Here is a 27,000-nt window from a genome sequence, read left to right as displayed (position 1 = left end):
CTCAGGCCGTCCCGGCCCGTACGCCGGGCACCACCCGACCGGCGAGCAGCGCGCCGACCAACGCCAGCCCGGCCGCCGCCGCGAGGGTCACCCCGTAGCTGCCCGGGCCAGGTGCCGCACCCGCCGCCAGCACCGCACCGGTCAGCGCCAGCACGGCGGCGGCGGCGAGCGAGTCGCACAACTGCAACGACGAACTGTTGCGACCCTGCTCGCCGGGGGCCGACAACTCCAGGGTCAGCACCGACAGAGACGGATAGAGCAGACCCATACCGGTCCCGGCCACCGCCCAGCCGACCACGCCCACCCCGACCGGTACGGCCGGCAGCACCGTGAGGCCCACCACCGCGACACCGACGGTGATGCAGGCCAGGCCGGTTCGCGGCAGGGTGGCACGGCTGCGTGGCGCGCGGACCCGGCCCTGGAGCCACGAGCCGAACGACCAGGCGACCGCCCCAGTGGTCAGCACCAGGCCGGCTGCGGTGGGCGAGAATCCGCGTTCCCGGGAGAGCATCAGCGGGATCACCACCTCCGCGCCGACGAACGCGCCGGAGGCCAGCCCGCGCAGCCCGACCACGGTGGGCAGGCCCCGTCCGGCGCGGAGGAAACCGCCGGGCAGCAGGCGCGGAGCGCAGACCAGCAGACCGACCAGGGCCGACGCGACCAACGCCACGGCGGTGGCGCCGCGCTGCTGACCCCCGATGTGCAGCAGTGCGGCGCTCACCCCCGCCCCGCACGCCCAGCCGATCCGCGTCAGCGGACCGGACGGGTCACGCCTCGGACGCACCGACCCGTCGACGCCGGGCTCCGGCCCGTCCGGCGAACGGCCCGCTCCGGTAGCCCGGCCCGCGCCGATCGACAGCAGGCCCGGATGGACCAGCAGGACCGCCGGCACCGCCACCACCGGCACCGCCAGGAAGACCCACCGCCAGCCGACGTGCTCCACCACCAGGCCCGCCAGCAGCGGCCCCACCAGTGACGGCACCACCCACGCGGCGGCGAACGCGGCGAAGATCCGCCGGTGCAGGTGCTCCGGGTACGCCTTCGCGACGATCACGTACAACGCGACCGACAGCAGACCGGAGCCGAATCCCTGCACGATCCGGCCCACCACCAGCGTGCCCATCGTGATCGCGCTCCCGGCGAGCAGCAGCCCGACGACGAAGCCACCGAGACCGGACCACATCGGCCAGCGAGGTCCCCGGGCGTCGCACCAGATGCCGGAGATCACCATGGCCACCACGCCTGCCGCGAACGGGCCACCGAAGGCGATCCCATACAGGGCCAGACCGTCCAGGGCACGGGCCACGGTCGGCATCGCGGTGCCCACCGCCAGCGCCTCGAAGGCCAGCAACGAGACCAGGGCGACGCTGCCCACCGTCATCGCCCGCAGCCGAGCGGCGAAGATCGTCTCCGCCGACGGCACGCCCGCAGCCGAGGCGGTGGCGGTCACCGAACACCCGCAGCGCAGGACGGGACCTCGACGGAACGCCGGAACGGGACGATCGACATGACCAGATCGTGCGACCTCAAGCCATGTTCAGGTCAAGGGTGACGCGGCTTACCCTCAGGCCGACTCCAGCGCCTCCCCTATGCCTTTGGCCAGGCCCGACAGGCGCTGATCGGCCAGCAGGTGCCCAGCGGTGATCACCAGCGCCAACGGCCACTCGATCACCTGGAGCGCGGTGAGCACCCCGATCCCCGCGTAGTAGGCGAGCTTGTCCGGCGGCGGTACGGCCACCATGCCGAGCCATGGGATCTCCACCCGGTGGGCGAACGCCCGCAGCGTCTCCTGCGTCCCGCTGAGTTCTCGTGTCAGCGCACTCATCTCGGCCCTCCCCGTGAACGACGACGCCTCCCGTGGACGACGACGCCCACCCCGGATTCCACCGCCGAGGCGGTCCATGCCCGCCGAGGCGAGAAACTTCCCCGTCCCGACGGGCATAAGGGACGCCCGGCCGGGAAGCCAGGCCGCCGGGCCGAACGGTAGGAGGCGAGATGCGGCGACCCGTATCCGTACCGCCGCTGGTCGGCGACGCCACGCGCGGCGTCGGCGCCGCCGCGACCCGGCTGGCCCGGGCCATCGGTCTGTCCAGCCGCCGGGTGTGGTCCCGGCCGGGACGCCACCACATCGAGGTGCACGGCGTCTGCCAGGACGGCGGCGACACGCTGGCCCGGCAGGTCGAGGCGGCCCTGGAACGGACGCCCGGCGTGCTCTGGGCCCGGGTCAACGCCCCCTCCGGACGGGTGGTCGTCGCCGTCGACACACCGGGACCGAAGGTACGCGAGCTGATCGCCACCATCTCCCGGGTCGAACGCACCTGCCCCCACGAGCCCGACCCGGAGATTCCGCCCCCGCATCCACCCGAGGAGGGGCCGCGCACCGCCCGTACCCTCGGTGCGCTCGCCTCCGACGCGCTCGGCCTGACCATCTCCGCGGCCACCCGGATCCTGCCCGTGACCCCGGTACCCGCCGAGGTCTCCGGCCTGCTCAGCGCCATCGACCTGCACCCGAAGCTGCACGCCCTCGCCGGTTTCGGCCTGCGCCGCGACCCCCGCGCCGAGGTCATCTTCCCGCTCGCCGAAGCGGTGGTGCAGGGCCTCACCGGCGGCTGGACGGGCATCGTGCTGGACGGCGCCCAGCGCATCGTGCAGTGGGGCGAGGGGCTCGCCCAACTGCACGCCTGGGAGAAGGCCGAACCCCGGCTCACCGGAGAGCCGGACCGGGCCGTGGCCCGCTCGCCGGTCGGCGAACGTCCCTGCCCGAAACCGGACGGCGCCCCGGAGCGGTACGTCACCCGGATGCTCGGCACCGGCGCGGCGGCCTTCGCCGCCGCCACACCCGTCGTCGGTCCGAAACGCGCCGCCGCGCTGGGGCTCTCCACGCTGCCCAAGGCACCGGGCAGCGGCCGTGAGGGGTACGCCGCCCACCTCGGCCGCATCCTCGCCCGGCGGGGCGTCATCGCAATGGACCGGAGCGTGCTGCGCGAACTCGACCGGATCGACACGCTGGTCCTCGACGCCCGGGTGCTCGGCTCCGACCGGGGCGTCCTGGCCGACCTGGCCCCGCTGCCCGGCGCCGACACCTCCCAGGTGGCGGCACGGGCGTTCGCCCTGTTCGAACCGGCCGCCCCGACCGACGTACGCCGACTCGACGGGTGGCGACTCGGCCCCCTCGACCACCTCGACGCCCACGATCCCGGCGACACCGACGACAGCCGCCGGCTACGCGAACGCGGCGGCACGCTGCTCGGCCTGGTGCAGGGCGACACCCTGGCGTCCGTACTGCGGGTGGAACCGGAACCCGCGCCCGGCGTCGACACCCTGCCCGCCGTCGCCCGACAGGCCGGCCTGCGGCTCGTCGTGGCCGGCGACGACACCGAGCGGTACGCCTCCGCCGACGCGCTGCTGCCCGGCGACGGCCGGCTGGCCGAATCGGTCCGCACCCTGCAACGCGAGGGAGCGGTGGTGATGGTCGTATCCGGCGACCGCGCGGCACTCGCCGCGGCGGACTGCGGCCTGGGCGTCGCCGACCCGGAGGCCACCCCGCCCTGGGGCGCGCACCTGCTGGTCGGCACCGACCTGCGGTCGGTCGCACTGATCATCGAGGCGGCCGGGGTGGCCCGCCGGATGACCGCCCAGAACATGCGCATCGGGCTGGCCGGCAGCGGCCTCGGCGCACTCGCGGCCTTCACCGCCGACCCCGCGCTGCTACCCGGCCGTTCCCTCGCCTCGGTCAACGGCGCGGCGGCACTGGCCTTCGCGCACGGCATGTGGCGCGCCGGCCGACTCTCCGCCCGCACCGAATCGGCGGCCCCGGCCATCACCGCCTGGCACCTGATGCCGATCCCGACCGTCCTCGACCAGCTCGGCACCGGGCGCGGCGGCCTGACCGAGACCGAGGCCGAACGTCGACGCGCCGCCGGACCGGGCGAGACCTCCGGCCCCGGCGGGCTGCTACGGGCCTTCGTCGACGAACTGGCCAACCCGCTCACACCGGTGCTCGCCGCCGGAGCGGTCCTCTCCGCAAGCTTCGGCTCACTCGTCGACGCCGCCCTGGTCGGTGGCGTGGTCGGCGCGTCCGCGCTGGTCGGCGCGGTGCACCAGCGCAACACCGAGAAGTCGCTGGCCGCGTTGCTGTCCCGCTCGGCGGTCACCGCCCGGGTCTGCCGGGACGGCACGGAACGGGTGATCCCGGCCGAGGACCTCGTGCCCGGAGACGTGATCGTGCTCGAATCCGGCGACGCCGTACCCGCCGACTGCCGAGTGCTGGAGAGTGTCGGTCTGGAGACCGACGAGTCCTCCCTGACCGGCGAGTCGCTGCCGGTCGCCAAAACCGACCAGCCGGTGGTGGCCGCCGCCGTCGCCGACCGCCGGTCGATGCTCTACGAGGGCACCACCATCGCCGCCGGACGCGGCGTCGCCGTGGTGGTGGCCACCGGCACCGACACCGAGGCCGGACGCAGCCTCGCCCTCGCCCGGCAGGCCCCGCCCGCCAGCGGCGTCGAGGCCCGGCTCGGACGACTGACCCGGGCCGCGATCCCGCTGGCAGCCGGGTCGGCCCTGGCCGTCGTCGGTGCCGGGCTGCTACGCGGCGTACCCCTGGCGCAGACCGCGGCCACCGCCGCGAACCTGGCCGTCGCCTCCGTACCGGAGGGTCTGCCGTTCCTGGTCAGCGCCGCCCAACTGGCCGCCGCCCGACGGCTCGCCGAACACGGCGCGTTGGTCCGCAACCCACGCACCATCGAGGCGCTCGGCCGGGTCGACGTTCTCTGCTTCGACAAGACCGGCACCCTCACCGAGGGACACCTGCTGCTGGCGGGCGTCGGCGACGCCGACGGGTACGCCCCGGCCGACCGACTCGACGACCGGCTCCGGCGGATCCTCGCCACCGCGCTACGCGCCACCCCCGCCGCCGACGATCCCGAGGAACTGTCCATGCAGACCGACCGCGCGGTGCTGCGCGGTGCGACCTCCGCCGACATCCCCGAGCAGTACGCGGCCCCTGGCTGGCGCGCGATCGGCGGCCTGCCGTTCGAGCCGTCCCGGGGCTACCACGCCACCGTGGGCGAGACCGAGGGGCGGATGCTGCTCAGCGTGAAGGGCGCGCCGGAGCGCGTACTGCCGCGCTGTGCCGCCCGCCGCACCAACGGCCGCGACGAACCGCTCGACGACGCGGGCCGGGCGGACCTGCACCGCCTGCTCGGTGAGCGCGCCGGAGCCGGACACCGCATCCTGGCCGTCGCCGAATGCGTGGTCAGCGACCCCGACCTCACCGACGACGACGTACGCGGCCTGGTCTTCACCGGATTCCTGGCGATCGCCGACGGCGTACGCGACAGCGCCGCCCCCGCCGTCCGCCGGATCCGGCAGGCCGGCGTGCACACCATCATGATCACCGGCGACCATCCGGCGACCGCCGAGGCCATCGCCGCCACCATCAGCGCGGGCGACGCCCAGCGGGTGGTCACCGCCACCGAACTCGACACCCTCGACGACGACGCCCTCGCCGCCCGGCTCGCCGCCACCGACGTGGTCGCCCGCTGCACCCCTGCACACAAGGTCCGGATCATCCAGGCGTTGCAGAAGTGCGGCCGGACCGTCGCGATGACCGGCGACGGCGCCAACGACGCACCCGCCATCCGGCTGGCCGACGTGGGCATCGCCCTCGGCCAACGGGGCACCCCGGCCGCCCGCGCCGCCGCCGACCTGGTGGTCACGGACGACCGGCTGGAGACCATCATCGCCACCCTGGTCGAAGGCCGGGCGATGTGGTCCTCGGTCCGCCACGCGCTGAGCATCCTGGTCGGCGGCAACCTCGGCGAGATCGCGTTCAGCGTGCTGACCGCCGCCGCCACCGGTCAGGCCGCCCTCAACGGACGCCAACTGCTGTTGGTCAACCTGCTCACCGACATGGCACCCGCACTGGCCATCGCCGTCCGTCCACCCGGCGACGGCGACCACACCGACGGCCTGCTCCGTGAGGGCCCCGACACTTCCCTCGGCGAGACCATGACCCGAGAGATCGGGCTGCGCGCCGCCGCCACCACCCTCGGCGCCACCGCCGGCTGGACGCTCGCCCGCTACACCGGCAGCCGCCGACGCGCCGGCACCGTCGCCCTGGTCTCGCTGGTCGGCACCCAACTCGGCCAGACCGTACTGGCCGGCGGCACCAGCCCGTCCGTACTCGCCTCCACCGCCGCCTCGGTCGGCGTGCTGGCCGTCGTGGTGCAGACCCCCGGCGTGAGTCAGTTCTTCGGGTGCACCCCGCTCGGACCGGTCGGCTGGACCATCGCGACCGGCTCCGCGCTCGGCGCCACCTTCGCCAACGGCGCCCTCACCAAACTGGTCGCCCGCCTACCCCAGACCGACCGCGCTCATGCCGACAGCTCTCCTGCCGACGGCGCTGGTGGCGACGGCGTGTCGGCTGGCGGACGCCGGGCCGAAGGTGCCCTGGTCGAGGACGCTCGGGCCCACGGTCTCCAGGTGGACGGTGCGCGGGGTGACGGTCACCCGGGGGACGACACTCAGGCCGACGGTGCGCGGGCCGATGGTGCGTCATCGAGCGCGGCGTGGTCGGACGGTCGGGCTTCCCAAGTCGGCCCCGGGCCGCAGGAATCCTGAGCGTCAGCCCGCAGAATGCCAGGTCGCGGCGGCGCGACGCAGCCGGTCGTTGACCGCCCGCCCCACCCCGCTCTCCGGCACCGGCTCGGCGACGATCTCGGTGACCCCGGCGGCGTCCAACCGGTGCAGTGCCTCGAAGAGCCGTGCCGCCGCCTCGGTCAGGTCACCGGCGGTCGAGAGCACCTCCACCGCCGCCCAACCCTCCGCCGGCCGATCCCGGAACGCCAGGTAGCCGCGCCGAACCCCGTCCTCGACAGGCAACGTCCCCGCGTCCCGCAGACGCAGCGGCGTACGGGGCGCGTAGTGCGCGGCCAACGTCCCCGGCGCGACCGGCTGCCCCGAACTGCCCTGGCGCACCGTCACCGGGCCGGTGACCTTCTCCAACTCCTCGACCGGCAACGCGCCCAGACGCAGCACCACCGGACGGTCCCCCCGGGCGTCCACGATCGTCGACTCGATCCCGCACCGGGTCGGCCCGCCGTCGAGCACCACGTCCACCGCGCCACCCAGCCCGCGTACCACGTGCTCCGCCCGGGTCGGACTGAGCTGCCCGAACCGGTTGGCGCTCGGCGCAGCCACCGGCACCCCCGCCGTGGCGATCAGCCGCCGCGCGTACTCGTTGTCCGGCACCCGTACCGCCATCGTCGCCAACCCGGAGGTGACGATCGGCGGGATCACGTCCGGCCGGTCCACGATCAACGTCAACGGACCCGGCCAGAACCGGTCCGCCAACGCCGCTACGCCCGCGGAGACCACCCCCACCAGCGCTTCCAGGTCAGCGGCGTCGGCAAGGTGGGTGATCAACGGATCGAAACTCGGCCGCGCCTTCGCCTCGAAGATCCGGGCCGCTGCCCGCGCGTCCAACGCGTTCGCCCCCAGGCCGTAGACGGTCTCGGTGGGAAAGGCCACCAACCCGCCGGTACGCAGCACCGAGGCGGCCTCGGTCAGGTCACCCTCGGCGGGCAGGACACGCGGAGATCCAGTGCTCACACCCTCGACGCTAGCCTGCGTCCGACGCCTCACCCGACATGCCCCGACTCACCCGGAGAAGTCGGCGACGTACGCCGTGATCGGCACCGCCCCCGGTCCCGTACCGCCGACCGTGGCATCGCCCCCGAGGTCCTGCTCGGCGTACTCGCCCGCCTCCCCGACGGCGGTCGTGACGACCCGCATCGGATGGGTGAAGTGCACGGCCAGGAAGCGCCAGGCCGCCCGGTTCAGGTCCGGCTGCCGAGAGTTGGGCACCCCGTCAACCGCACCCGCGTGGAACAGCAACGGCGCGCCCGCCCGATCCCGCAACACGCGGCCCAGCGATAGACGCTCCGAGCACTCCGCACAGCGCAGGAACCCCTCGTCGGACGCGTCGAACCCAGCAGACAGCAGATCCGCGAAACCACCCTCCGGCCAGCCCGCCAGATACGCCGAGAAGGAGATGTCATCCTCCCCGTCGCCGTCCAGCATCGCCGGAAGACAACCGGTCTCCATCTGCCGGTGCAACTCCGGGTCCCAGTCATGGGCCACCCGCAACCGGTGCCCACCGTGATCGGCGAGCAGCTTCCACAAGGCGCTCGACGCGGAGCGACACTGCGAGAAGACCGGCTCGTCCGGGTTACCGGCGTACCGGGTCAGCGCAGCGCCGGGCTGTTCACTCAGCGGCTTGCCGAGACCCCAACAGATCCGGTTGCACGAGCAGTAGAGAAAAGCGGAAGCCCCCATTGCCATCCCCTAACCAGGTACGCCCATGCCCCGCGCTCCCAGCATCCACAGCCCCAATGGGCGCCCGTCCGGCGTGTGGAAAGCAACGTACACGTCCGCGTACCGCGCGAGCCGGCGATCGTCGCGGTTCTTGGCCCAGAATGCCTCCATCAACCGACGCACGTCGGTTCCTGGGGGCACCTGTACGAACAACTCACCCCGATAGGTCAGCTTCTTGGCGTAGTCCTCGAACTGCCGGGCGAAGGTAGTGGGCGCCCCACTGAACGTCTTGACCTCTCGCCGATACACTTCCTGCCCGCTCTTGTCGAGAAACGAGACGTCCGGTGGCGGCTTGTTCGCACCGGCGAGCGTCGGCGTCGACCCCTCGGGGCCGTAGAGTGCCCGCTCTGCGTTTGCCTCACTGAGCACGAAATCCTTGTGCTGAGCGTGCTCCCGCATCAAGCTCACGATCGACTTCTGCTGCGTGGCCGCGTCGAGATTCAGCTCCGCGCCACATCCCTTGCAGGCCGTACGAGCCAGGCGGATGTTGGTGGCGAGCACCTCGTGGGGCAGCCGCTCCCTTCCCTCCTCCGCAGGCGCGTCCTCTGGTGCTTGTGGAGGTGCGCTCGTCGCCACTCCCACCTCTGGCGGCAAGCTGCTCGACGGAACGGATGAGCCGGTAGATCCGCAGGCCGCCAGCGCTAGCAGAAGCGCTCCGGTCAAGATCCGGGTAGCGCCGAGGCGGAGTCGATCGGCAAACACCATGCCGGCAACATACGACGGTGTCGCACTTCGCCGCAGTCCCGACTACCGTCCGTACTGACTGCGCGGAGGCAAAACAGACCACTGAAGCTGATGAAGAGTACGCCTTATGACTCTCGGCAAATCCACGAGAGCCCTCCCGGAAGCGGAGGTGTAAGTGGAGCCCAGGGGACTCGAACCCCTAACCCCTGCCTTGCAAAGGCAGTGCTCTGCCAGTTGAGCTAGGGCCCCGTACGCGGGCTGGGGCGCCCGCCGGTCGGAACGCTGACGGTCAGCGCAGGTCCGGGGAGGTGGTGGCCTCGTGCCAGAGCGCGCGCTCGTCGTTCGCTTCCTTGATCTTCTTGGCCACCACGGCGGCCACACCGACGACGCCGGCCAGGATCAACAGCTTCTTGAACATGGGGCCTGCCCCTTACGCTCGACGTACCGTCGGACCATTGCGGTGGGGCTAGCTGGAATCGAACCAGCGACCTCAGAGTTATCAGCTCTGCGCTCTAACCGACTGAGCTATAGCCCCGCGTAGCGACGAGCAAGGTTAACCCATCCGCTCACGCCGCCCCAAATCGGGGTAGGCCCTCGGGACTGCCCGACACCGTCGTACTCGAACCTACCCGAGAGCCGGTGGCGAGCCCACCGAGATACCGGGACGCCTCGGGTCGGGGGCGGAAACGGCGACCGGGCCGGCCGCGAAGAGCGGCCGGCCCGGAGGCGATGGTGCTGAGGTGTCAGTCGCGCTCGGCGAGCGTCAGCTCGATGCCGCCGACCAGGTCGGCGCAGACGTTGTAGACGAACGCACCGAGCGTGGCCAGCGCGGTGAACAGGACGACGTTGACCAGGCCGATCAGCGCCGAACTGAAGATCACGCCGCGTGCGGTGATCTGGAAGCCGCTGGTGCCCTGCCCACCGCCCGCGTTGACCAGGTCGGCCAGGCTGTCGTTCACGCTGGCGAAGACGCCCATCGCGTCCAGCGCGAGGTAGAGCACCGACGTCGCGACCACGATGACGATGAACAGCACCACCGACACCGCGAACGCGAACTTCATCACGGACCAGGGGTCGATCCGCTTGAGGTTCAGTCGGGCCCGGCGCGGTCCGCGCGACGCGGCCGAGCTGACCGAGGTACGCGCGGCGCGTACCGCCTCGCCCACCCGCGCGGCGCCGACGGCCGACGAGCCGACTCCCGGAGGCAGACCGCCCCCGTTCGTCGGGCGACCCGTGCCGAGCGGGCGAGTGGTGTCCGGCCTCGCCCCGAGGCCGGTGATCCGGGGCTGGGTACCTGTCGTCCCGGTGCTCGCCGCCGGCAGCACGCCGGTGGTGCCCGGCGAGGACTGACCCGGGCGAGGCCCGGTCGTCGACGCGGTCGACGGCTTGCCGGCGGCGCTGGCGGCAGCTGTCGGTGTGCCCGGGGAGCCGGCGGCCTCGGTGCCCGGCTTGTCGCCGGACGCCTCGGCGTCCTTGCCGTCTGTGGGCTTGTCGGGCGGCGGAGCCATACCGGGGGCCCGAGTGAACTTCGGGGCAGGCGCGTCGGCCGGGACGGTCGCCCGGCCCACGGCCGCGCGGCCGGTTGCTGGCGTGCCGGTCTTCGCGGCGTCCTCGTCGACCGGGTTGGCCGAGGTCCCCGCGTTCCCCGACTTCGCCTGTGTCTCCGTCATTCAACTAGTCCTGTTCGTCAGGCTCGTCGGCATTGCGAGCAATCGCCACGATAGTCACGCCATCCGGGAGGTCCATCAGCTTGACCCCCATTGTGTTCCGGTCGCGTGTACGGCGTACAGGCTTCACCGGAGTCCGGATAACGCCACCGTTGCTAGTGATGGCAAACAGCTCGTCGTCCGGGTCGATCACCACAGCGCCGACCAGACCACCGCGCCGTTCGGTGATCTTCGCAGTCAGTACGCCCTTACCTCCCCGGCCCTGGACCGGGTATTCCTCGATCGGGGTACGTTTCGCGTATCCCCCGTTCGTGGCGACGAGCACGTCCAGCCCCTCGCGAACGACCTCCATGGCCAGCAACTCGTCCTCGTCGCTGAAGCGCATGCCGATCACACCCGACGTGGCCCGACCCATCGGCCGCAGGGCCTCGTCGGTCGCGTTGAAGCGGATCGCCTGGGCGTTCTTGGAGACCAACAGCAGGTCCTCGCCGGGATCGACCAGCGCAGCACCGACCAGCTCGTCCTCATCGCGCAGGTTGATCGCGATGATTCCGCCGGACCGGTTGGAGTCGAACTCCTCAAGCCGCGTCTTCTTCACCAGGCCGTTCTTCGTCGCCAGGACCAGGTAGGGCGCCACCTGGTAATTCGGGATCTCGATGATCTGTGCGATCTGCTCGTCCGGTTGGAACGCGAGCAGATTGGCCACGTGCTGGCCCTTGGCCACCCTACTGGCCTCCGGAAGCTCGTACGCCTTGGCCCGGTACACCCGCCCCTTGTTGGTGAAGAACAGCATCCAGTCGTGCGTCGAGCAGACGAAGAAGTGGCTGACGATGTCGTCCTGCCGCAGCGTGGCACCGCTGACACCCTTGCCGCCACGTCGCTGCGAGCGGTAGAGATCCACCTTCGTCCGCTTGGCGTACCCGGTGCGGGTGATGGTCACCACCACGTCCTCGCGGGCGATGAGGTCCTCCATCGAGACCTCGCCGTCGAACGGGATGATCTGGGTACGCCGGTCGTCGCCCCACTTCGCGACGATCTCGCCCAGTTCCTCCGAGACGATCCGCCGCTGCCGCTCCGGCTTGGCCAGGATGTCCTTGAGGTCGGCGATCTCGACTTCCAGCTTGGCCAGGTCGTCGAGGATCCGCTGCCGCTCCAGCGCGGCGAGCCGGCGAAGCTGCATGTCCAGGATGGCGGTCGCCTGGATCTCGTCGATCTCCAGCAGCCGGATCAGGCCCTGCCGGGCGTCCTCGACCGTGGGCGAACGCCGGATCAGGGCGATCACCTCGTCCAGGGCGTCCAACGCCTTGGCCAGACCACGCAGGATGTGCGCCCGCTCCTCGGCCTTGCGCAGCCGGAAGGCCGTCCGCCGCCGGATCACCTCGATCTGGTGCTCGACGTAGTAGCGGATGAACTGCGCCAGGTTCAGCGTGCGCGGCACCCCGTCGACCAGCGCCAGCATGTTCGCGCCGAAGGTCTCCTGGAGCTGCGTGTGCTTGTAGAGGTTGTTCAGCACGACCTTCGCGACAGCGTCGCGCTTGAGCACCAGCACGATCCGCATGCCGGTACGCCCGGAGGACTCGTCGCGGATGTCGGCGATCCCGCCGAGCTTGCCCTCCTTGATCAGCTCGGCGATCCGCTCAGCCAGGTTGTCCGGGTTCACCTGGTACGGCAGCTCGCTGACCACCAGCGCCGGCCGACCGCGCTTGTCCTCCTCGACCTCCACCACCGCGCGCATCCGGATCGAACCCCGACCGGTGCGGTACGCGTCCTGGATCGCGGACTGGCCGACGATCAGACCGTGGGTGGGGAAGTCCGGACCCTTGACGATCTCCAACAGCGCCTCAAGCGTGGTGGCCTCGTCCGCCTCCGGGTTCTCCAGGCACCACTGCACCGCCGCGCCGATCTCCCGCAGGTTGTGCGGCGGGATCTTGGTCGCCATGCCGACCGCGATGCCCTCGGAGCCGTTGATCAGCAGGTTCGGGATCCGCGACGGCAGGATGGTGGGCTCCTTGGCCCGGCCGTCGTAGTTGTCCTGCAGGTCGACGGTGTCCTCGTCGATGTCCCGCAGCATCTCCATGGCGAGTGGGTCGAGCTTGCACTCGGTGTTGTGGCTGACGAACCCGTCGGAGACGAACGAGTGGTCGTCGGTGTCCACCCGGATGCTGTAGACCGGTTGCACACCCGCGTCGGTGACCCCGGCCACCTCGGCGTAGTAGAAGCGACCGTCCACCAACGGCTCGACCACGTCGAGCACCTCGGATTCGGTGATCCGGGCGGCGATCTCGTCGCGATCGCGCTCCCAGCGCTCGATCCGGTCCACGTTGTGCCGGCGCAGCCAGTCCCGCTCGGTCCAGCGGCTGGCGCCGTGCTCGCGGATGAAGTCACCGACCAGCGGTACGTGGTCGCTGGAGAGCGCCGTGCTGCTCGCCGGGACCGAGGCCAGCTCCGACTCCAGCTTGGCCTGCTTGCGGCCGAGGAAGCCGACCTGGGCGGCGAAGATCCGCGCGTCCCGGCGGTTGGTCACCACGACCTTGATCTCGCCGTCGTCGTACCGGCACTGGCGGCTGACGACGCCGAACTCCAGCAGCAACTGCTGCACCTCGCGGGCGAGCCGCTCGCTGCGCGTGGAGTACGAGATCTGGATGGTGTTGCGCGGCAGCAGCGAGGAGGAGCCGTCCCCCTCGAAGAGGGCCTGGAGGAAGGCCCGCTTGATCGCGGCCGGTCCCTGCCAGACGAACTCCGGCACGAACTTGTCGGCGCGGCGCGCACCGACCATCTCACCGAGGATGCTGGCCCGGAGCGCGGAGAGATCCTGAATGTCGAGCTCGTGCAGGACACTCCCGGACGCGATCACCCGCTCGCTGGCATACCGGCGCCCACCGACGGCAAGGTCGTACGCCGCCAGGACGCGGACGAAGAACTCGCGGTCGACGTTGTTGAAGCCCGCACGGGTCTCGGAGACCCAGCCCTCGCTGACGAAGGCACCCGCGAGGACGGCCGCCTCGACGTGCTCCAGCATCGGGTAGCCGATCTCGTCCGGCACGCTGCGCTGGAGTACCACCCGGTCACCGGGGGAGATCTCAGCGAGAAGCTTCCAGAGCAGCGTCGGCACACCGGCCACGTCCACCAGGCAGAGCACCGGGTGGTTGTGGGTGCCGGTCAGCTCGTACCCCTCGCGGGTGCGCAGCCGCAGCGTCGGGTGCTCGCCGGAGTGGAAGAACGCCGAGGCGCGGACCAGGTCACCGTTGCGGTCGCGGACCTTGAGGTCGATGTCGGTCTCGCTGCTCGACGCTGCGGCCGGCACCACGTCGCCGATCCGCACGCTGCCACCAGCGGTACGAATACGGACATCTGCGGCGATACAGTACCTCATGGCGGCAGCCGGATCGTTTCCGGGCGAACCGAAGTTGCCGTTGCCGTCGACCAGCGGGTAGCGCAGCGACCAGGGCTGGGCCATCCGGACCAGGGCGTCGTAGATGGCCGAGTCCCCGTGCGGGTGGAACTGGCCCATCACGTCGCCGACGACGCGCGAACACTTGACGTAACCACGGTCCGGCCGGTAGCCCGAGTCGAACATGGCGTAGAGGATCTTGCGGTGGACCGGCTTGAGCCCGTCCCGGACGTCCGGCAACGCCCGCCCGACGATGACGCTCATCGCGTAGTCGAGGTAGGAGCGCTGCATCTCCACCTCGAGCCCGACCGGCTCGATGCGGTCGTGGGCGACCACGGCAGCCGGCGCCTCGGGGACCTCGGGCTCGTTCGGTGTGGACTCGGGGGAATCGGTCACTGTTAACCCTTATCAGACTGAGAGTCGTTTTTGTGCCTGTGGATAACTGCTGTGGATAGCGGCCAAGTTGTGGATAACTCTGTGGACCGGCCTGCCGGGCCGGAGTCCCGGCCCGGCAGGCGCGCCCGTCAGATGTCCAGGAAGCGGACGTCCTTGGCGTTGCGCTGGATGAACGAGCGGCGCGCCTCGACGTCCTCGCCCATCAGCACGCTGAACAGCTCGTCGGCGGTGGCGGCGTCGTCCAGGGTGACCTGACGCAGCGTCCGGGTCGCCGGGTTCATCGTGGTCTCCCACAGCTCCGGGTAGTTCATCTCGCCGAGGCCCTTGAACCGCTGGATGTCGTCCGGCTTGGCGTTCGGCTTCTTCTGCTGACGCAGCGCGATCAGCCCGTCGCGCTCCCGGTCGGAGTACGCGTACTGCGCGTCGTCGCCCTTCTTGTTCCACTTGATCTTGTAAAGCGGAGGGGCGGCGAGGTAGACGTGACCGAGCTCGACCAGCGGCCGCATGAAGCGGAACAGCAGGGTGAGCAGCAGCGTCTGGATGTGCTGGCCGTCGACGTCGGCGTCGGCCATCAGCACCACCTTGTGGTAGCGCAGCTTCTCCATGTCGAAGTCGTCGTGGATGCCGGTGCCCAGCGCGGTGATCAGCGCCTGCACCTCGTTGTTCTTGAGCACCCGGTCGATCCGGGCCTTCTCCACGTTGAGGATCTTGCCGCGGATCGGCAGGATCGCCTGGGTCCGCGGGTCACGGCCCTGCTTGGCCGAGCCACCCGCCGAGTCGCCCTCGACGATGAACACCTCGGACTCGCGCGGGTCGGTCGACTGGCAGTCGGCCAGCTTGCCCGGCATCGAGCCGGACTCCAGCAGTGACTTGCGTCGGGCCAGCTTGCGCGCCTGCTGCGCGGCGATCCGGGCGCGGGCGGCCTGGGACGCCTTGGTGATGATGATCTTCGCCTCGGCCGGGTTGCGGTCCAGCCAGTCGACCAGCCGGTCGTTGCAGACCCGCTGGACGAAGCTCTTCACCGGGGTGTTGCCGAGCTTGGTCTTGGTCTGACCCTCGAACTGCGGGTTGGTCAGCTTGACCGAGATGATCGCCGCGAGGCCCTCGCGGATGTCCTCACCGGAGAGCTTCTCGTCGCCCTTGAGCAGCTTCTTGTCCGCGCCATAGCGGTTGACCACGCTGGTCAGCGCAGCCCGGAAGCCCTCCTCGTGGGTGCCGCCCTCATGGGTGTTGATGTTGTTCGCGAAGGTGTAGACCGACTCGCCGTACGACTCGTTCCACTGCATGGCGATCTCGAGCGACATGCCCTCTTCCTCGGAACCGAACTCGATCACCGTCTTGTGCATCGGGCTCTTGGAGGCGTTGAGGTGCCGGACGAAGTCGGCGATGCCGCCCTCGTACTGGAAGGTCACCTCGCGGAGCTTGCCCTCCTCGCCCTCGGCGACCCGCTCGTCGAGCAGGTGGATCTTGAGGCCACGGGTCAGGAAGGCCATCTCCTGGAGGCGGCGGTAGATCGTCTGGAAGTCGAAGTCGATCGTCTCGAAGACGTCGGGGTCGGGCCAGAAGGAGACCGCCGAGCCGGTGGTGTCGGTCGGCTCGCCCTTCTCCAGGGTGGTGGGCTTGGAGTGGTGGTACTGCTGCCGCCAGACGAAGCCGTCCTTGTGGATCTCCACGGCCATCTTGGTGGAGAGGGCGTTGACGACCGAGACGCCGACGCCGTGCAGACCACCGGAGACCGCGTACGCCTTGCCGTCGAACTTGCCACCGGCGTGCAGCACGGTCAGTGCCACCTCGACGCCGGGCTTCTTCAGTTTGGGGTGCAGGTCGACCGGGAAGCCACGCCCGTTGTCGGTGACCCGGACGCCTCCGTCGGCGAGCAGCACCACGTCGATCGTGTCGCAGTGACCGGCCAGCGCCTCGTCCACCGCGTTGTCGACGACCTCCCACACGAGGTGGTGCAGGCCCCGCTCGCCGGTGGACCCGATGTACATACCGGGCCGCTTACGGACCGCCTCCAGACCTTCGAGGACGGTGATCGACTCGGCGCCGTACTGCTGATTGTCCTGCGCTGCCACCCTCGGCCACTTTCTCGCGCCGTCCGCGCCGTCAGGCACGTCCGGCGCGGGTTCGGCGGACAGACGCGACGTCGGCACGCAGACCGGCACCGGGGACAGAATCCGGGGTACGGGTCGAACGCGCCGGTCGCCGCGGTTGCCCGCGGATCGCGATCGGCTCGACCCGAGTCGGACAATGATCGCGGGCCCGTGTCGGACCCGTGACCCGTCGCTCCGCACCGGGTCTTCGTCTCACACCAATCTTACTGTGCGCGGGCGATAGAACCACCACTCGGCACCCCTTCGCGGCGGCTGAGATTAACGCAGCGGGCCGAACCGCGCTGTCTGCGACTCCCCCTACACGCAAGGGCATGATCGCCGGATCCGTCGCGTGACGGCGACACGACCCGGGCGGCGCTGCCGACAGCGCTACTGGCGGGTATCGCCCACCATGGTCTTGCCGTCCGTTCGCGTTGGCGGGCCGGCCTTGATCTTTCACGGCCGGAACCGGACGATCGACCCGATTGACCCACCCGTGCCGTTGAGAGGTGACACCAAGATGGGGCTGGACAACGTCGCGGTCCAGTGGCCGCGGACCGGCCAGTTCTACGATCCGGTCGCGCCGGCCGACTTCGTCGACTTCGGCGAGATCGTCGACGTGCCGGGGATCTCGGCGCCGACCGCCGCGCTCGCCGAGCTGATCGCGAAGACAGGTACGGTCCGGGCCACCGCGTACACAGAGGTGGTCGATCTGATCCTCGGACTCGACGGTGTGCTCTACGCCACAGACGCGGCGGCCGAGGACGAGGACCCGGTCATCGACCCGGACGGCTGCGCCTGGATCGCGGGCGGCATCGAGCGCTTCGTCATCGCACACCGTCCGCACGGTGAGGCGGTCACCTTCGAGTCGGTCGGCACCGTGCTGCGGTCGCTGCTCGCCGACGGTCGCCTGGCCGAGCAGCAGTTGCGGTGGCTGGACAGCCGGCTGGACGCCCTGCTGGACGAGAGCGGTGCGCCGCCGCAGTGGACGTTCACCTGCGCCGAGCTGAGTGTGGTGGCCGCCTTCTACCGGCGTTGCGCCGAACGGGGCTTCGCCGTCTACGCCGAGTCGGCCGCGCCGCGTCGCGCCGCGCACTCCTGACCGCAGGCGTACGCCGCACCTCGCGGGGTGCGGCGTACGTCACGCGGATTCCTCAGCCGTACGTGTCGCGGGGGCCACGGCCGCGTACCCGGCGTGGGCCGCGCGACCAGGACGGCGCGGCCGGGCCGTGGATGTGCAGCTTGCGCACCACGTTGTGACCGACCTCCCGGGCGATCTGTTGCAGCAGCGATCCGGCGAGCAGGCGGAGCTGGGTCGCCCAGGCGGTGGACCTGGCCTCCACGGTCAACTCGCCGTTCTCCAGCTTCACCGGACGGCTGTGCTGGGCCACCTCCGGCCCGACGACCCGCTCCCACGCGCCGAAGACGGTCGCCTCGGCGGCCGGCTGCTGCCATCCGCGCGACTTGACCAGCCGTGCCAGCACCGTGCCGAGCAGTTGCGGATCACGCGGATCCGGTCCCGGGCCGGAGTAGCCGCGTAGCCGCCGCTCTCCCGTACCCGCTCCGGTGACGCCGCGTCGGCGCGGTTTGGCGGCGGTCTCCCGGCGGGCCTTCGCCGCGTCCAGCACCGCCCGCGCGAGCTGCGGCCCGGACGCGCCGTCCGCGCCTGCTACCGGGCTTCCCGCGTCGGCGCTCACGCCGGCCGGACCGGCGTCCCGTCCATCGGCCGGCTTCCCGCCGGCACCCGCCTCCACGCCGCCCGTCGGGGCGGTCTGGCCCGCGCCACGCGTACCCCGGCCCCGGGGCGCTCGTCGGGGCGCTGCGGCGCTGTCGTCGGCCCGCTGGGCGCGGGCAGGTGCCGCGTCGGTGCGCGGCCGGTCCGGCTCATCCGACACGGCGCACCGTCCCCTCGGCCACCTCGAAGCGGGCGCCGCGCAGGGCCGCCGGTACGTCGTCGGCGACCGCACAGGTCACCAGCAGTTGGCTGGCGCCGCCGACCAGGTCGGCCAGCCGCTCCCGCCGTCCGGCGTCCAACTCGGCGAAGACGTCGTCGAGCACCAGGACCGGTTCGATGCCGTCGCCGCGCAGCAGGTCGTAGCCGGCCAGCCGGAGCGCGAGCGCGAACGACCACGACTCGCCATGGCTGGCGTACCCCTTCACCGGCAGCGGGCCGAGGGTAAGGGCGAGTTCGTCCCGGTGCGGACCGACCAGGGTGGTGCCCCGCTCGATCTCGGCGGACCGGGACTCCGCGAGCGCGGTGGCCAGGATCTCGGCCAGGGCCTCCCGGTCGGTGGTCGGCTCGACGAGTTCCACCGACGGCCGGTACGCGATTCCCGCCGCGCCGCGTCCGGCCGCCACCGCGTCGTACGCCTTGGCCACGTGCGGTGCCAGTGCGGCGACCAGTTCCAGTCGACCGGCGAGGAGTTCGGCGCCGTGCCGGGTCAGGTGGGTGTCCCAGACGGCGAGGGTGGAGAGGTCACCGCCCCGGGAGCCACCGGTCTTGCGGGCCAGGTACGCGGTCCTCAGCAGGGCGTTGCGTTGCTTGACCACCCGCTCGTAGTCGGCGCGGACCCCCGCGTAGCGGGGCTGACGCGACACCAGCAGGTCGTCGAGGTAGCGGCGGCGTTCCGCCGGGTCGCCCCGGACGAGTTCCAGGTCCTCTGGCGCGAACAGCACCAGCCGCAGCGCACCGAGCACGTCCCGGGCGCGGCGGGCCGGGGAGCGTCCGAGTCGGGCCCGGTTGGCCTTGCCCGGCACGATCTCCAACTCGACCAGCAGTTCCCGGCCCTCGTGCACCACCGCGCAGCGGATCACCGCGGCGCTGGCCCCGGCGCGTACCAGGGGCGCGTCGGTGGCGACCCGGTGCGAGTCGAGCGTCGCCACGTAACCGAGCGCCTCGACCAGGTTGGTCTTGCCGACGCCGTTGGCGCCGATCAGCACGTTCGGCCCCGGTTCGAGGTCGACGCCGACCCGCTCGTACGAGCGGAAGTCGACCAGTTCGATCCGGCGGACGTACACGGGGCCGGGCGCCGGTCAGCGCTTACGGACGGCGTGCCCGCCGAACTGCTGACGCAGCGCGGAGACGGCCTTCAGCGCCGGTGACTCGTCCTGCCGGGAGGCGAACCGGGCGTAGAGCGACGCGGTGATGACGTGGAGCGGTACGGCGAGCCGGACCGCCTCGTCGACTGTCCAGCGGCCCTCGCCGGTGTCCTCGGTGTAGTCGCTGAGCTGGTTCAGCTCCGGGTCCTCGTCCAGCGCCCGGTCGAGCAGGTCCAGCAGCCAGGAGCGGACCACGGTGCCCTCGCGCCAGGACTTGATCACGCCTGGTACGTCGGTGACCAGCTCCGAGGCGGCCATCAGCTCGAAGCCCTCGGCGTAGGCGTGCATCAGGCCGTACTCGATGCCGTTGTGCACCATCTTGGCGTAGTGGCCGGCGCCGACCGGGCCGGCGTGCACGAACCCGAACTCGCCCTCGGGCTTGAGCGACTCGAAGATCGGCTTCAGCCGCTCGACGTGCTCCTCGGCACCGCCGACCATCAGGCCGTAGCCGTTCTGACGGCCCCACACGCCGCCGGAGACTCCGACGTCCACGTAGCCGATGCCGCGCTCGTTGAGTCGCTCCGCGCGCAGGGCGTCGTCACTGAACCGCGAGTTGCCGCCGTCGATGATGAGGTCGCCCGCGCCGAGCACGTCGGCCAGCTCGTCGATCGTGGCATCGGTGACGGCGGCGGGCACCATCACCCAGACCGCCCGGGGCGCGTCCAACTTCTCCGCCAGCTCGGCCAGGCTGGTGACGTCACTCAGCTCCAAGTTGTGGTCGAGGCCGACCACCTCGTGACCGGCAGCGCGCAACCGCTCGCGCATGTTGCCGCCCATCCGGCCGAGTCCTACCAGGCCGAGCTGCATCGGTTCTTACCTTTCGGTGGGTTTCGGGTGTGCTCTGCCGATCAGCGGGACACGCGGATCGGCATGATGAGGTACCGGTACCCAGGGATGAGCTCGCCATCCTCGCCGGCGGGGGAAATCACCGCAGGCTTGAAGGCGTCGACGAACTGCAACACGGCGAACTGGGACCCGAGGTTGGCCAGTCCGTCGATCAGGTACTGCGGGTTGAAGCCGATGGTGAGCGGCTCGCCGGTGAAGGTGGCCTCCATGGCCTCGCTGGCCCGGGCCTCCTCGGTGCCGCCGGCCTCGACGACCAGGCCGTCGGCGCTGAAGCTGAGCAGCACCGGGGTGGTCCGCTCGGCGACCAGCGCGACGCGCTTGACGACCTCGATGAGCGTGCTGACGGCCACCCGGGCGTCGGCGTTGTGGGTGGCAGGGAAGAGGGATCGCACCGGCGGATAGTTCGCGCCGTCCAGCAGGCGGCTCGTGGTCCGCCGGGTGCCACCGGAGAAACCGATCATGCCCTCGCCGGCCGCGCCCTGGGAGAGGGCGAGGACGACGTGCCCACCGAGCGGCCCGAGGGTCTTGGCGGTGTCGTTGAGGGTCCGCGCCGGCACGAGCGCGTTGATGCTGGTCTCCGGGTCGTCCGGGTTCCACTCCATCTCGCGCAGCGCCAGCCGGTAGCGGTCGGTGGCGAGCATGGCCAGCGTGCCGCCGGAGAGCTCGACGCGTACGCCGGTCATCATCGGCAGCGTCTCGTCCCGGCTGGCGGCGACCGCCACCTGGGCAACCGCGGAGGCGAACGCGGCGGCGTCGACGGTGCCGGCGCTCTCCGGCATCTCCGGCAGGGTCGGGTAGTCCTCCACCGGCATGGTGGGCAGGGTGAACCGGGCGCTGCCGCAGACCAGTTCGAGGTGCGCGCCGACGGCGGCGATGTCCACCGGCTTGGCCGGCAGTGCCTTGGTGATCTCGGCGAGCAGTCGACCGGAGACCAGCGCGGCGCCGTCGGCGTCGCCCTGCACCTCCACGGTCACCTGGCTGGAGACCTCGTAGTCGAAGCCGGAGACCTGCAGGCTGCCCTCGGTCACCCGGAGCAGCACTCCGGCCAGCACCGGTACGGACGGCCGGTTGGGCAGGCTCTTCGCGGTCCAGGCCACGGCCTCAGCGAGCGCGTCGCGCTCCACTCGGAACTTCATCAATGCCTCCGCGTCGACGTCGACGTCGTCAACTCTCTCATGCCGGCCGCTACCCACCGACCCACCTGGCGTGCGGGTACCCATCGCACCTTAGGGCGCGAGGGTATCGGCTGTGCGCCCGACCCCTGGCGATCGAGTCGATGCTGACGGGTGCCTCCGACAGCTTCGGCCCGATCCACAGGAAGTCCAACGGTGATGATTGGTTTTCGTTCTCTTAGAAGAGATAACCCATCGTCTTCATCGCACCTGTGCAAACTGTGGAGAACTCGCGTCGACGCAGGTCAGGACGTTATCCACGTGTGGTTTTGCTGTGGAGAACCCGGGGTAAAACTCGCCTGGTGGTCCACAGGCCCTCGTCGTGCACCGCGTTGTCCACCGTCGTCCACCGGTTGTCCACCGGTAATCCACCGACTTTCTCCCCAGTCCTGTGGATAGCCGAGACGGTCTCGGACCCCGTCATCCCCAGAACCTTCAACAGGGCGTCCACAGGTGGGTCGTCGTCGGTGGACAGAGCGACGCGTTGTCCCCAGTCGCCCACAGGCGTCCACAGGGTTGTCCCCAGGGTTTCTCCACAGCCTGTGGGTAACCGGGTGCCGACGGTCTGTGGTTATCCACCGACGGTGGACAACGAGCTGTGGACAACGAGCGCGGGCCGGAGCGGACACGCCTGCGATGGTGTGGTCTACACCTCGTCGAGAGTCCACGTTCGAGACCGAAAAGAGACCCGGCCGGAGGGTTCCGGCCGGGTCGTGGGCACCGCTTCAGCGGGCGTACGCCTCAGGTGTTCTGCTTGATCCGGTTGGTCAGCTCGGCGATCTGGTTGTAGAGCGAACGCCGTTCGGCCATCTGCTGACGGATCTTGCGGTCGGCGTGCATCACGGTGGTGTGGTCCCGTCCACCGAACGCCTGCCCGATCCGGGGCAGCGACAGGTCGGTCAGCTCCCGGCACAGGTACATGGCCACCTGGCGGGCGTTGACCAGCACCCGGGAGCGGGAGTGCCCGCGCAGGTCCTCCAGGCTGACGCCGAAGTAGTCGGCGGTGGCGACCATGATCTGGTCGGCGGTGATCTCCGGGCCGGCGCCGTCCGGGATGAAGTCCCGCAGCACCTCCTCGGCCAGCGACAGCTCCACGCTCGACCGGGTCAGGCTGGCGAAGGCGGTGACCCGGATCAGGGCGCCCTCCAGTTCCCGGATCGAGTTCGACACCCGGGACGCGATGAACTCCAGCACGTCCGGCGGCGCGTACAGCCGCTCCTGGGCCGCCTTCTTCTGCAGGATCGCGATCCGGGTCTCCAGGTCCGGCGGCTGGATGTCGGCGAGCAGGCCCCACTCGAACCGGGTCCGCAGCCGGTCCTCCAGCGTCGCCAACTGCTTCGGCGAGCGGTCGGAGGTGATCACGATCTGCTTGTTGGCGTTGTGCAGCGTGTTGAAGGTGTGGAAGAACTCCTCCTGGGTGCGCTCGCGGTTCTCCAGGAACTGGATGTCGTCGATCAGGAGGATGTCGACGTCGCGGTAGCGGCGCTGGAACGCACTGGTCTTGTCGTCCCGTAGCGAATTGATGAAGTCGTTGGTGAACTCCTCGGTCGAGACGTACCGAACCGAGCGGGCGTTGCCCAGCGTGGTGGCGTAGTGCCCGATGGCGTGCAGCAGGTGGGTCTTGCCCAGCCCCGAACTGCCGTAGATGAACAGCGGGTTGTACGCCTTCGCGGGTGACTCGGCCACCGCCACGCTCGCCGCGTGCGCGAACCGGTTCGAGGAACCGATGACGAACGTCTCGAACATGTACTTCGGGTTGAGCCGGTTGCCACCGCTGTCCGCGCCGGTCGGCAGCCGACGGTCGTCCCGTCCGACCGGGCGGTGGTCGGCGCTGCCCCGACCGGGCCCGCTGTCGGTGCCGCCGTCGTTCGGCATCGCCCGGATCACGTGCTGGTCGCGCGGAGAGACCCCGTGGTCGTCGCCGTACCGTCCGGCGAAACCGCGCGGACCGTTCGGCGGCGGGTCCATCCGGCCGCCCTGCTCGGTGAAGCCGAGTCGGTCGGCGGGCCGCCGGGGCACCTCGGTCGGCCGGTCGTGCGGTCGGGACGGTTCGCCGAAGGCGTGGCCGAAGAGCGTCTCCTGGCCGTCGACCAAGGGAGGACCGTGACCGGTACGCCCACCGCCGTCGGCCGGTGGCACCTCCGCCACGGGCCGGTCGAACCGGCCCGGCTGCGGCTGTTCCGGGATCAGCGGGAGCTGTTGCCGACCGGGGTCACCGGCGGGGCCGACGTCCGACCCGCGAGCGTCGAAGTCGACCGGGCCGTCCTGGGGGCCGATGCCGGGCTCCGGCGAGCTGCGGTAGACGGTGCCGGTGGAGTGCCCGTCCTCGGGTACGCGGACGGTGACCGCGACCTGGATCGGCCGACCCAGCCGACGGGTGAGCGCCTCGGTGATGGCCGGGCGCAGCCGAGACTCGATCACGTCCCGGGTGAACGCGTCCGGCACCGAGAGCAGCGCGGTGTCCTCGACGATGGCCCGTAGCCGGGTCAGCCGCAGGTACGCCCGCTGCTGCGCGGAGATGATCTCGTCGGCGAGCTCGTCCGTCGTCGCCGTCCACACCGCGGCAAGGTCGGTCGTACCGGCCACCGTCGTGCCACCCCCTCGCCTCTGCTCCCCCGGACGCCGCCGTTTCCCGGCTGTCCGGATGCCTGGTACCGAGCGGTGTGACTTCTCACCCACCCGGACGCCGCACCGGTCGTCCTCCACAAGTTATCCACAGCCTGTGTACCGACCGATTGTGGCCGCCCGCCGGGCGCGGGTCGGACCTGCCCCCTGCCGTGGCCGGGCGCTGAAGCGGGTTCACCGTGCCGAACGATTCACTACCGTGTCCGGTCTTGCCTGGCGGCGACATCCCGGAACTGGAGACGCTGACCGCAATCGGGCACGGTAACAGCGATGTCGCCGCATCATCAACCGTCGACGCGCCTGGCACGTTGTCGGCATCAGCGAAATCCCCCGCTTTCGGGCGGTTGTCGCCGCAGGTGACGGCCCGACTGCGGCGGTTTGACGGTGATTGCCCCCCGGCCTAGGCTGGAGGGGCTGCTCTCACGCCCTCTGCTAGGGTGATGGGTGCTTGCTGCCCACGGTCGCGCCCCGTAACGCCGGGGTGACAAGCCATCCGGGCAGCGCCGATCGGGGCCACCGCAGCGGCGGCCTGGACCACCACGACCCGGACGATCCACGTGTCCGGGCGTCCGACAACGGAGAGCCTGACGTGAGCAAGCGCACCTACCAGCCGAACAACCGCCGGCGCGCGAAGACCCACGGCTTCCGGCTGCGCATGCGCACCCGGGCCGGCCGCGCCATCCTTTCGACCCGCCGCGCCAAGGGCCGCACCCGCCTGTCGGCCTGAGGCCGACAGGGTCCGCTCCGGGGACGGCAGTCGTGCTGGCGGCCGCACAACGACTGCGGCGCAGCATCGACTTCGCCGCAGCGGTTCGCGGTGGCCGACGAGCCGGTCGGGGCACGCTCGTCGTGCACCTGACACTGCCGGTCACACCCGGAGCCGCAGACGTAGCGCCGAAGCCGGCGCGGGGCGGTGCGGAGGAAGACTCCGCACCGGTGTCCCGCGCCGGCTTCGTGGTTTCCAAGGCGGTCGGGCCCGCGGTGGTCCGTAATCGGGTCCGTCGCCGGTTGCGGCATCTGACCCGGGAACGGCTCGCCGCGCTGCCGGCCGGGAGCACCCTCGTCGTACGCGCGCTGCCGGCCGCCGCCGACGCGACGTACCAGCGACTCGGTGCGGACCTGGACGCGGCGCTCGCCGCCGCCCGGGCCGGCCGGGAACGGCGGCCACGGTGAGCTCAGAGCCCACGTCGCCGCGCCCGGCTACCACCGGTGCCCGAGTGCTGACCCTGCCCGTCATCGCGTACCGTCGGTGGATAAGTCCGGCGTTGCCGGCCCGCTGTCGGTTCTACCCGTCGTGCAGTGCGTACGCCCTGGAGGCGATTGCCCGGCACGGCGCGCTGCGGGGAGCCGGTCTGACGGTCCGGCGACTGTCGCGCTGCCACCCATTCCATCCTGGTGGATACGACCCGGTACCGGAGCCGGGCAGCCGCCGACCTGCCGACGTGACTGGAGCCGAGAATTGAGTCTCGACTGGATCTACTACGCGATCTCGTGGATCCTGCTGGCCTGGCATTCGGCCTGGGAGGCCATCGGGATTCCCGACGCCACGGTCCTCGGCACGAACTGGGCCTGGATTCTCGCCATCGTCTTCCTGGTGGTCACCGTCCGGGTGATCCTGTTCCCGGTCTTCGTCAAGCAGATCAAGTCCCAGCGGGCCATGCAGGCGCTCCAGCCGCAGGTGAAGGCGCTGCAGGAGAAGCACAAGGGTGACCGGGAGACGCTCCAGAAGGAGATGATGGAGCTCTATCGGAAGGAAAAGGCCAACCCGTTGATGGGCTGCCTTCCGATGTTCCTCCAGATCCCGGTCTTCCTCGGCCTGTTCCACGTCCTGCGTCGCCTCAACCCGGACCCGGCGAAGAACAACAAGGACATCTACGGCTGGACGGTCGACCAGTTCAACAGCGCCTCGGACGCGACCCTCTTCACCGCGCCGATCGCCAGCAAGTTCGGCTCCACCGCCGCGGAGCTGGCACAGCTCGGTGCCAACGGCACCGTCGTGAAGATCATGGCCGGTGTCCTGGTGCTGGTGATGATGGGCACCACCTACCTCACCAGCCGCCAGATGATCCTCAAGACCGGCTGGGCCGAGGACCCGCAGCAGCGCATGATCCAGCGCCTGATGCTCTACGGTATCCCGCTCTCGCTGCTCATCTCCGGCGCCATCTTCCCGATCGGCGTCATCATCTACTGGGTCACCAACAACCTGTTCACCCTCGGCCAGCAGCAGTGGGTGCTTCGGAAGTTCCCCCCGCCGGTGACCGCCACCAGCAAGCCGGCCACCACCGCCGCCGCGCGGAACGGCGCGCAGCCGGCCAAGAACCGTGGCCTGTTCGGCCGCAGCAAGCCGGCCGAGGCGCCGCCCGCGCCGGCCGCGCCGAAGGTCGCCGGCCCGAAGCCGGGCGCCAAGCCGGCCAACCCGAAGAAGGGCCGCCCCGCCAAACGGCAGGGCTGAATCGTCCGGGCCGCCGTCGGGAGACCGACGGCGGCCCGTTGCGCGACGTGCTGCCGCCGAGAGGCCGGCGCCGGAGCGCGGAAGCGCCGCGAACGACGCGGCGAACGGGCGACACTGCCCTACAGACGTGCCCGTGGGCACCGGCGACGTCCCGCCGGCCGCGGGGAACCAGCGGACCCGAGGTCCGGCCGAGTGAGTA

General features: G+C 70.9%; 20 protein-coding genes and 2 tRNA genes. 6 read left to right on the top strand and 16 right to left on the bottom strand.

Going from position 1 to position 27,000, the window contains the following annotated elements; translation table 11 throughout:
• Position 1: 1 nt before the first annotated feature.
• Together ACIBO1_RS10610 and ACIBO1_RS10605 are read right to left on the bottom strand one after the other, a co-directional pair.
• Positions 2-1,450 carry an MFS transporter gene (locus ACIBO1_RS10610; RefSeq protein WP_396743790.1) on the bottom strand — a complete coding sequence of 483 codons (1,449 nt, stop codon included), beginning with the start codon at positions 1,448-1,450 and terminating at the stop codon, positions 2-4.
• A gap of 114 nt (positions 1,451-1,564) precedes the next feature.
• On the bottom strand, positions 1,565-1,825 hold the full coding sequence (locus ACIBO1_RS10605) for a hypothetical protein (protein WP_396743787.1): 261 nt from the start codon (positions 1,823-1,825) through the stop codon (positions 1,565-1,567).
• Positions 1,826-1,995: 170 nt separating this feature from the next.
• Here ACIBO1_RS10605 and ACIBO1_RS10600 point away from each other — a divergent pair, with 170 nt between their 5' ends.
• The gene (locus ACIBO1_RS10600) at positions 1,996-6,621 is read left to right on the top strand and encodes an HAD-IC family P-type ATPase (protein WP_396743784.1); all 4,626 of its coding nucleotides are present in this window, start codon (positions 1,996-1,998) and stop codon (positions 6,619-6,621) included.
• Positions 6,622-6,624: 3 nt separating this feature from the next.
• Here the strand turns inward: ACIBO1_RS10600 and ACIBO1_RS10595 are convergent, their stop codons facing one another.
• The 9 genes from ACIBO1_RS10595 to gyrB form a co-directional block, all read right to left on the bottom strand.
• Positions 6,625-7,611, bottom strand: coding sequence for an L-threonylcarbamoyladenylate synthase (locus tag ACIBO1_RS10595; protein ID WP_396743781.1), 987 nt, complete (start codon positions 7,609-7,611; stop codon positions 6,625-6,627).
• A 48-nt stretch (positions 7,612-7,659) separates the two neighbouring features.
• Positions 7,660-8,337 (bottom strand): hypothetical protein, encoded by a 678-nt coding sequence (locus ACIBO1_RS10590; protein WP_396743779.1) that lies wholly within the window; start codon positions 8,335-8,337, stop codon positions 7,660-7,662.
• Positions 8,338-8,346: 9 nt separating this feature from the next.
• Positions 8,347-9,081, bottom strand: a complete 735-nt coding sequence (locus ACIBO1_RS10585) for a hypothetical protein (protein ID WP_396743776.1) — start codon at positions 9,079-9,081, stop codon at positions 8,347-8,349.
• Positions 9,082-9,236: 155 nt separating this feature from the next.
• Positions 9,237-9,309 (bottom strand) — tRNA-Ala (locus ACIBO1_RS10580).
• Positions 9,310-9,349: 40 nt separating this feature from the next.
• Positions 9,350-9,478, bottom strand: a complete 129-nt coding sequence (locus tag ACIBO1_RS10575; protein ID WP_217705935.1) for a DLW-39 family protein — start codon at positions 9,476-9,478, stop codon at positions 9,350-9,352.
• Between the two features lie 43 nt (positions 9,479-9,521).
• A tRNA-Ile gene (locus tag ACIBO1_RS10570) sits at positions 9,522-9,595 on the bottom strand.
• A 208-nt stretch (positions 9,596-9,803) separates the two neighbouring features.
• Entirely contained in the window at positions 9,804-10,730 is a 927-nt protein-coding gene (locus ACIBO1_RS10565) for a DUF3566 domain-containing protein (RefSeq protein WP_396743773.1), read from the bottom strand.
• 4 nt (positions 10,731-10,734) lie between these two features.
• A complete protein-coding gene (gene gyrA, locus ACIBO1_RS10560; RefSeq protein WP_396743770.1) occupies positions 10,735-14,514 on the bottom strand; it encodes an intein-containing DNA gyrase subunit A in 3,780 nt (1,259 codons plus the stop codon).
• A 128-nt stretch (positions 14,515-14,642) separates the two neighbouring features.
• Positions 14,643-16,589 carry a DNA topoisomerase (ATP-hydrolyzing) subunit B gene (gene gyrB, locus ACIBO1_RS10555; protein ID WP_396743767.1) on the bottom strand — a complete coding sequence of 649 codons (1,947 nt, stop codon included), beginning with the start codon at positions 16,587-16,589 and terminating at the stop codon, positions 14,643-14,645.
• A gap of 538 nt (positions 16,590-17,127) precedes the next feature.
• Here gyrB and ACIBO1_RS10550 point away from each other — a divergent pair.
• A complete protein-coding gene (locus ACIBO1_RS10550; RefSeq protein ID WP_396743764.1) occupies positions 17,128-17,709 on the top strand; it encodes a hypothetical protein in 582 nt (193 codons plus the stop codon).
• A gap of 52 nt (positions 17,710-17,761) precedes the next feature.
• Here the strand turns inward: ACIBO1_RS10550 and ACIBO1_RS10545 are convergent, their stop codons facing one another.
• From ACIBO1_RS10545 to dnaA, 5 genes are all read right to left on the bottom strand, one after another.
• Positions 17,762-18,361, bottom strand: coding sequence for a DUF721 domain-containing protein (locus ACIBO1_RS10545; protein ID WP_396744182.1), 600 nt, complete (start codon positions 18,359-18,361; stop codon positions 17,762-17,764).
• 130 nt (positions 18,362-18,491) lie between these two features.
• Positions 18,492-19,625 carry a DNA replication/repair protein RecF gene (gene recF / locus ACIBO1_RS10540; protein ID WP_396743761.1) on the bottom strand — a complete coding sequence of 378 codons (1,134 nt, stop codon included), beginning with the start codon at positions 19,623-19,625 and terminating at the stop codon, positions 18,492-18,494.
• A gap of 15 nt (positions 19,626-19,640) precedes the next feature.
• Positions 19,641-20,513, bottom strand: coding sequence for a phosphogluconate dehydrogenase (NAD(+)-dependent, decarboxylating) (gnd, locus tag ACIBO1_RS10535; RefSeq protein WP_396743758.1), 873 nt, complete (start codon positions 20,511-20,513; stop codon positions 19,641-19,643).
• A gap of 41 nt (positions 20,514-20,554) precedes the next feature.
• Positions 20,555-21,688, bottom strand: a complete 1,134-nt coding sequence (gene dnaN, locus ACIBO1_RS10530; RefSeq protein ID WP_396743755.1) for a DNA polymerase III subunit beta — start codon at positions 21,686-21,688, stop codon at positions 20,555-20,557.
• A 777-nt stretch (positions 21,689-22,465) separates the two neighbouring features.
• Positions 22,466-24,310, bottom strand: a complete 1,845-nt coding sequence (gene dnaA, locus ACIBO1_RS10525; RefSeq protein ID WP_396743752.1) for a chromosomal replication initiator protein DnaA — start codon at positions 24,308-24,310, stop codon at positions 22,466-22,468.
• A 628-nt stretch (positions 24,311-24,938) separates the two neighbouring features.
• Here dnaA and rpmH point away from each other — a divergent pair.
• The 4 genes from rpmH to yidC are packed head-to-tail and all read left to right on the top strand — an operon-like array spanning position 24,939 to position 26,801.
• Complete coding sequence (rpmH, locus tag ACIBO1_RS10520) at positions 24,939-25,076, top strand: 50S ribosomal protein L34 (RefSeq protein WP_067300964.1); 138 nt, start codon at positions 24,939-24,941, stop codon at positions 25,074-25,076.
• Between the two features lie 32 nt (positions 25,077-25,108).
• On the top strand, positions 25,109-25,522 hold the full coding sequence (gene rnpA / locus ACIBO1_RS10515; RefSeq protein WP_396743749.1) for a ribonuclease P protein component: 414 nt from the start codon (positions 25,109-25,111) through the stop codon (positions 25,520-25,522).
• A gap of 44 nt (positions 25,523-25,566) precedes the next feature.
• Positions 25,567-25,812 carry a membrane protein insertion efficiency factor YidD gene (gene yidD, locus ACIBO1_RS10510; RefSeq protein WP_217706055.1) on the top strand — a complete coding sequence of 82 codons (246 nt, stop codon included), beginning with the start codon at positions 25,567-25,569 and terminating at the stop codon, positions 25,810-25,812.
• Entirely contained in the window at positions 25,809-26,801 is a 993-nt protein-coding gene (gene yidC / locus ACIBO1_RS10505; protein ID WP_350697980.1) for a membrane protein insertase YidC, read from the top strand. The genes yidD and yidC overlap by 4 nt, the downstream gene beginning before the upstream one ends.
• Positions 26,802-27,000 lie beyond the last annotated feature (199 nt).

The sequence above is a fragment of the Micromonospora sp. NPDC049903 genome, from assembly GCF_044460945.1.
In the GTDB taxonomy this organism is placed as follows: domain Bacteria; phylum Actinomycetota; class Actinomycetes; order Mycobacteriales; family Micromonosporaceae; genus Micromonospora.
Note: the sequence above shows the minus strand (reverse complement) of the source record. Positions and strands in the feature narration are given on the sequence as shown.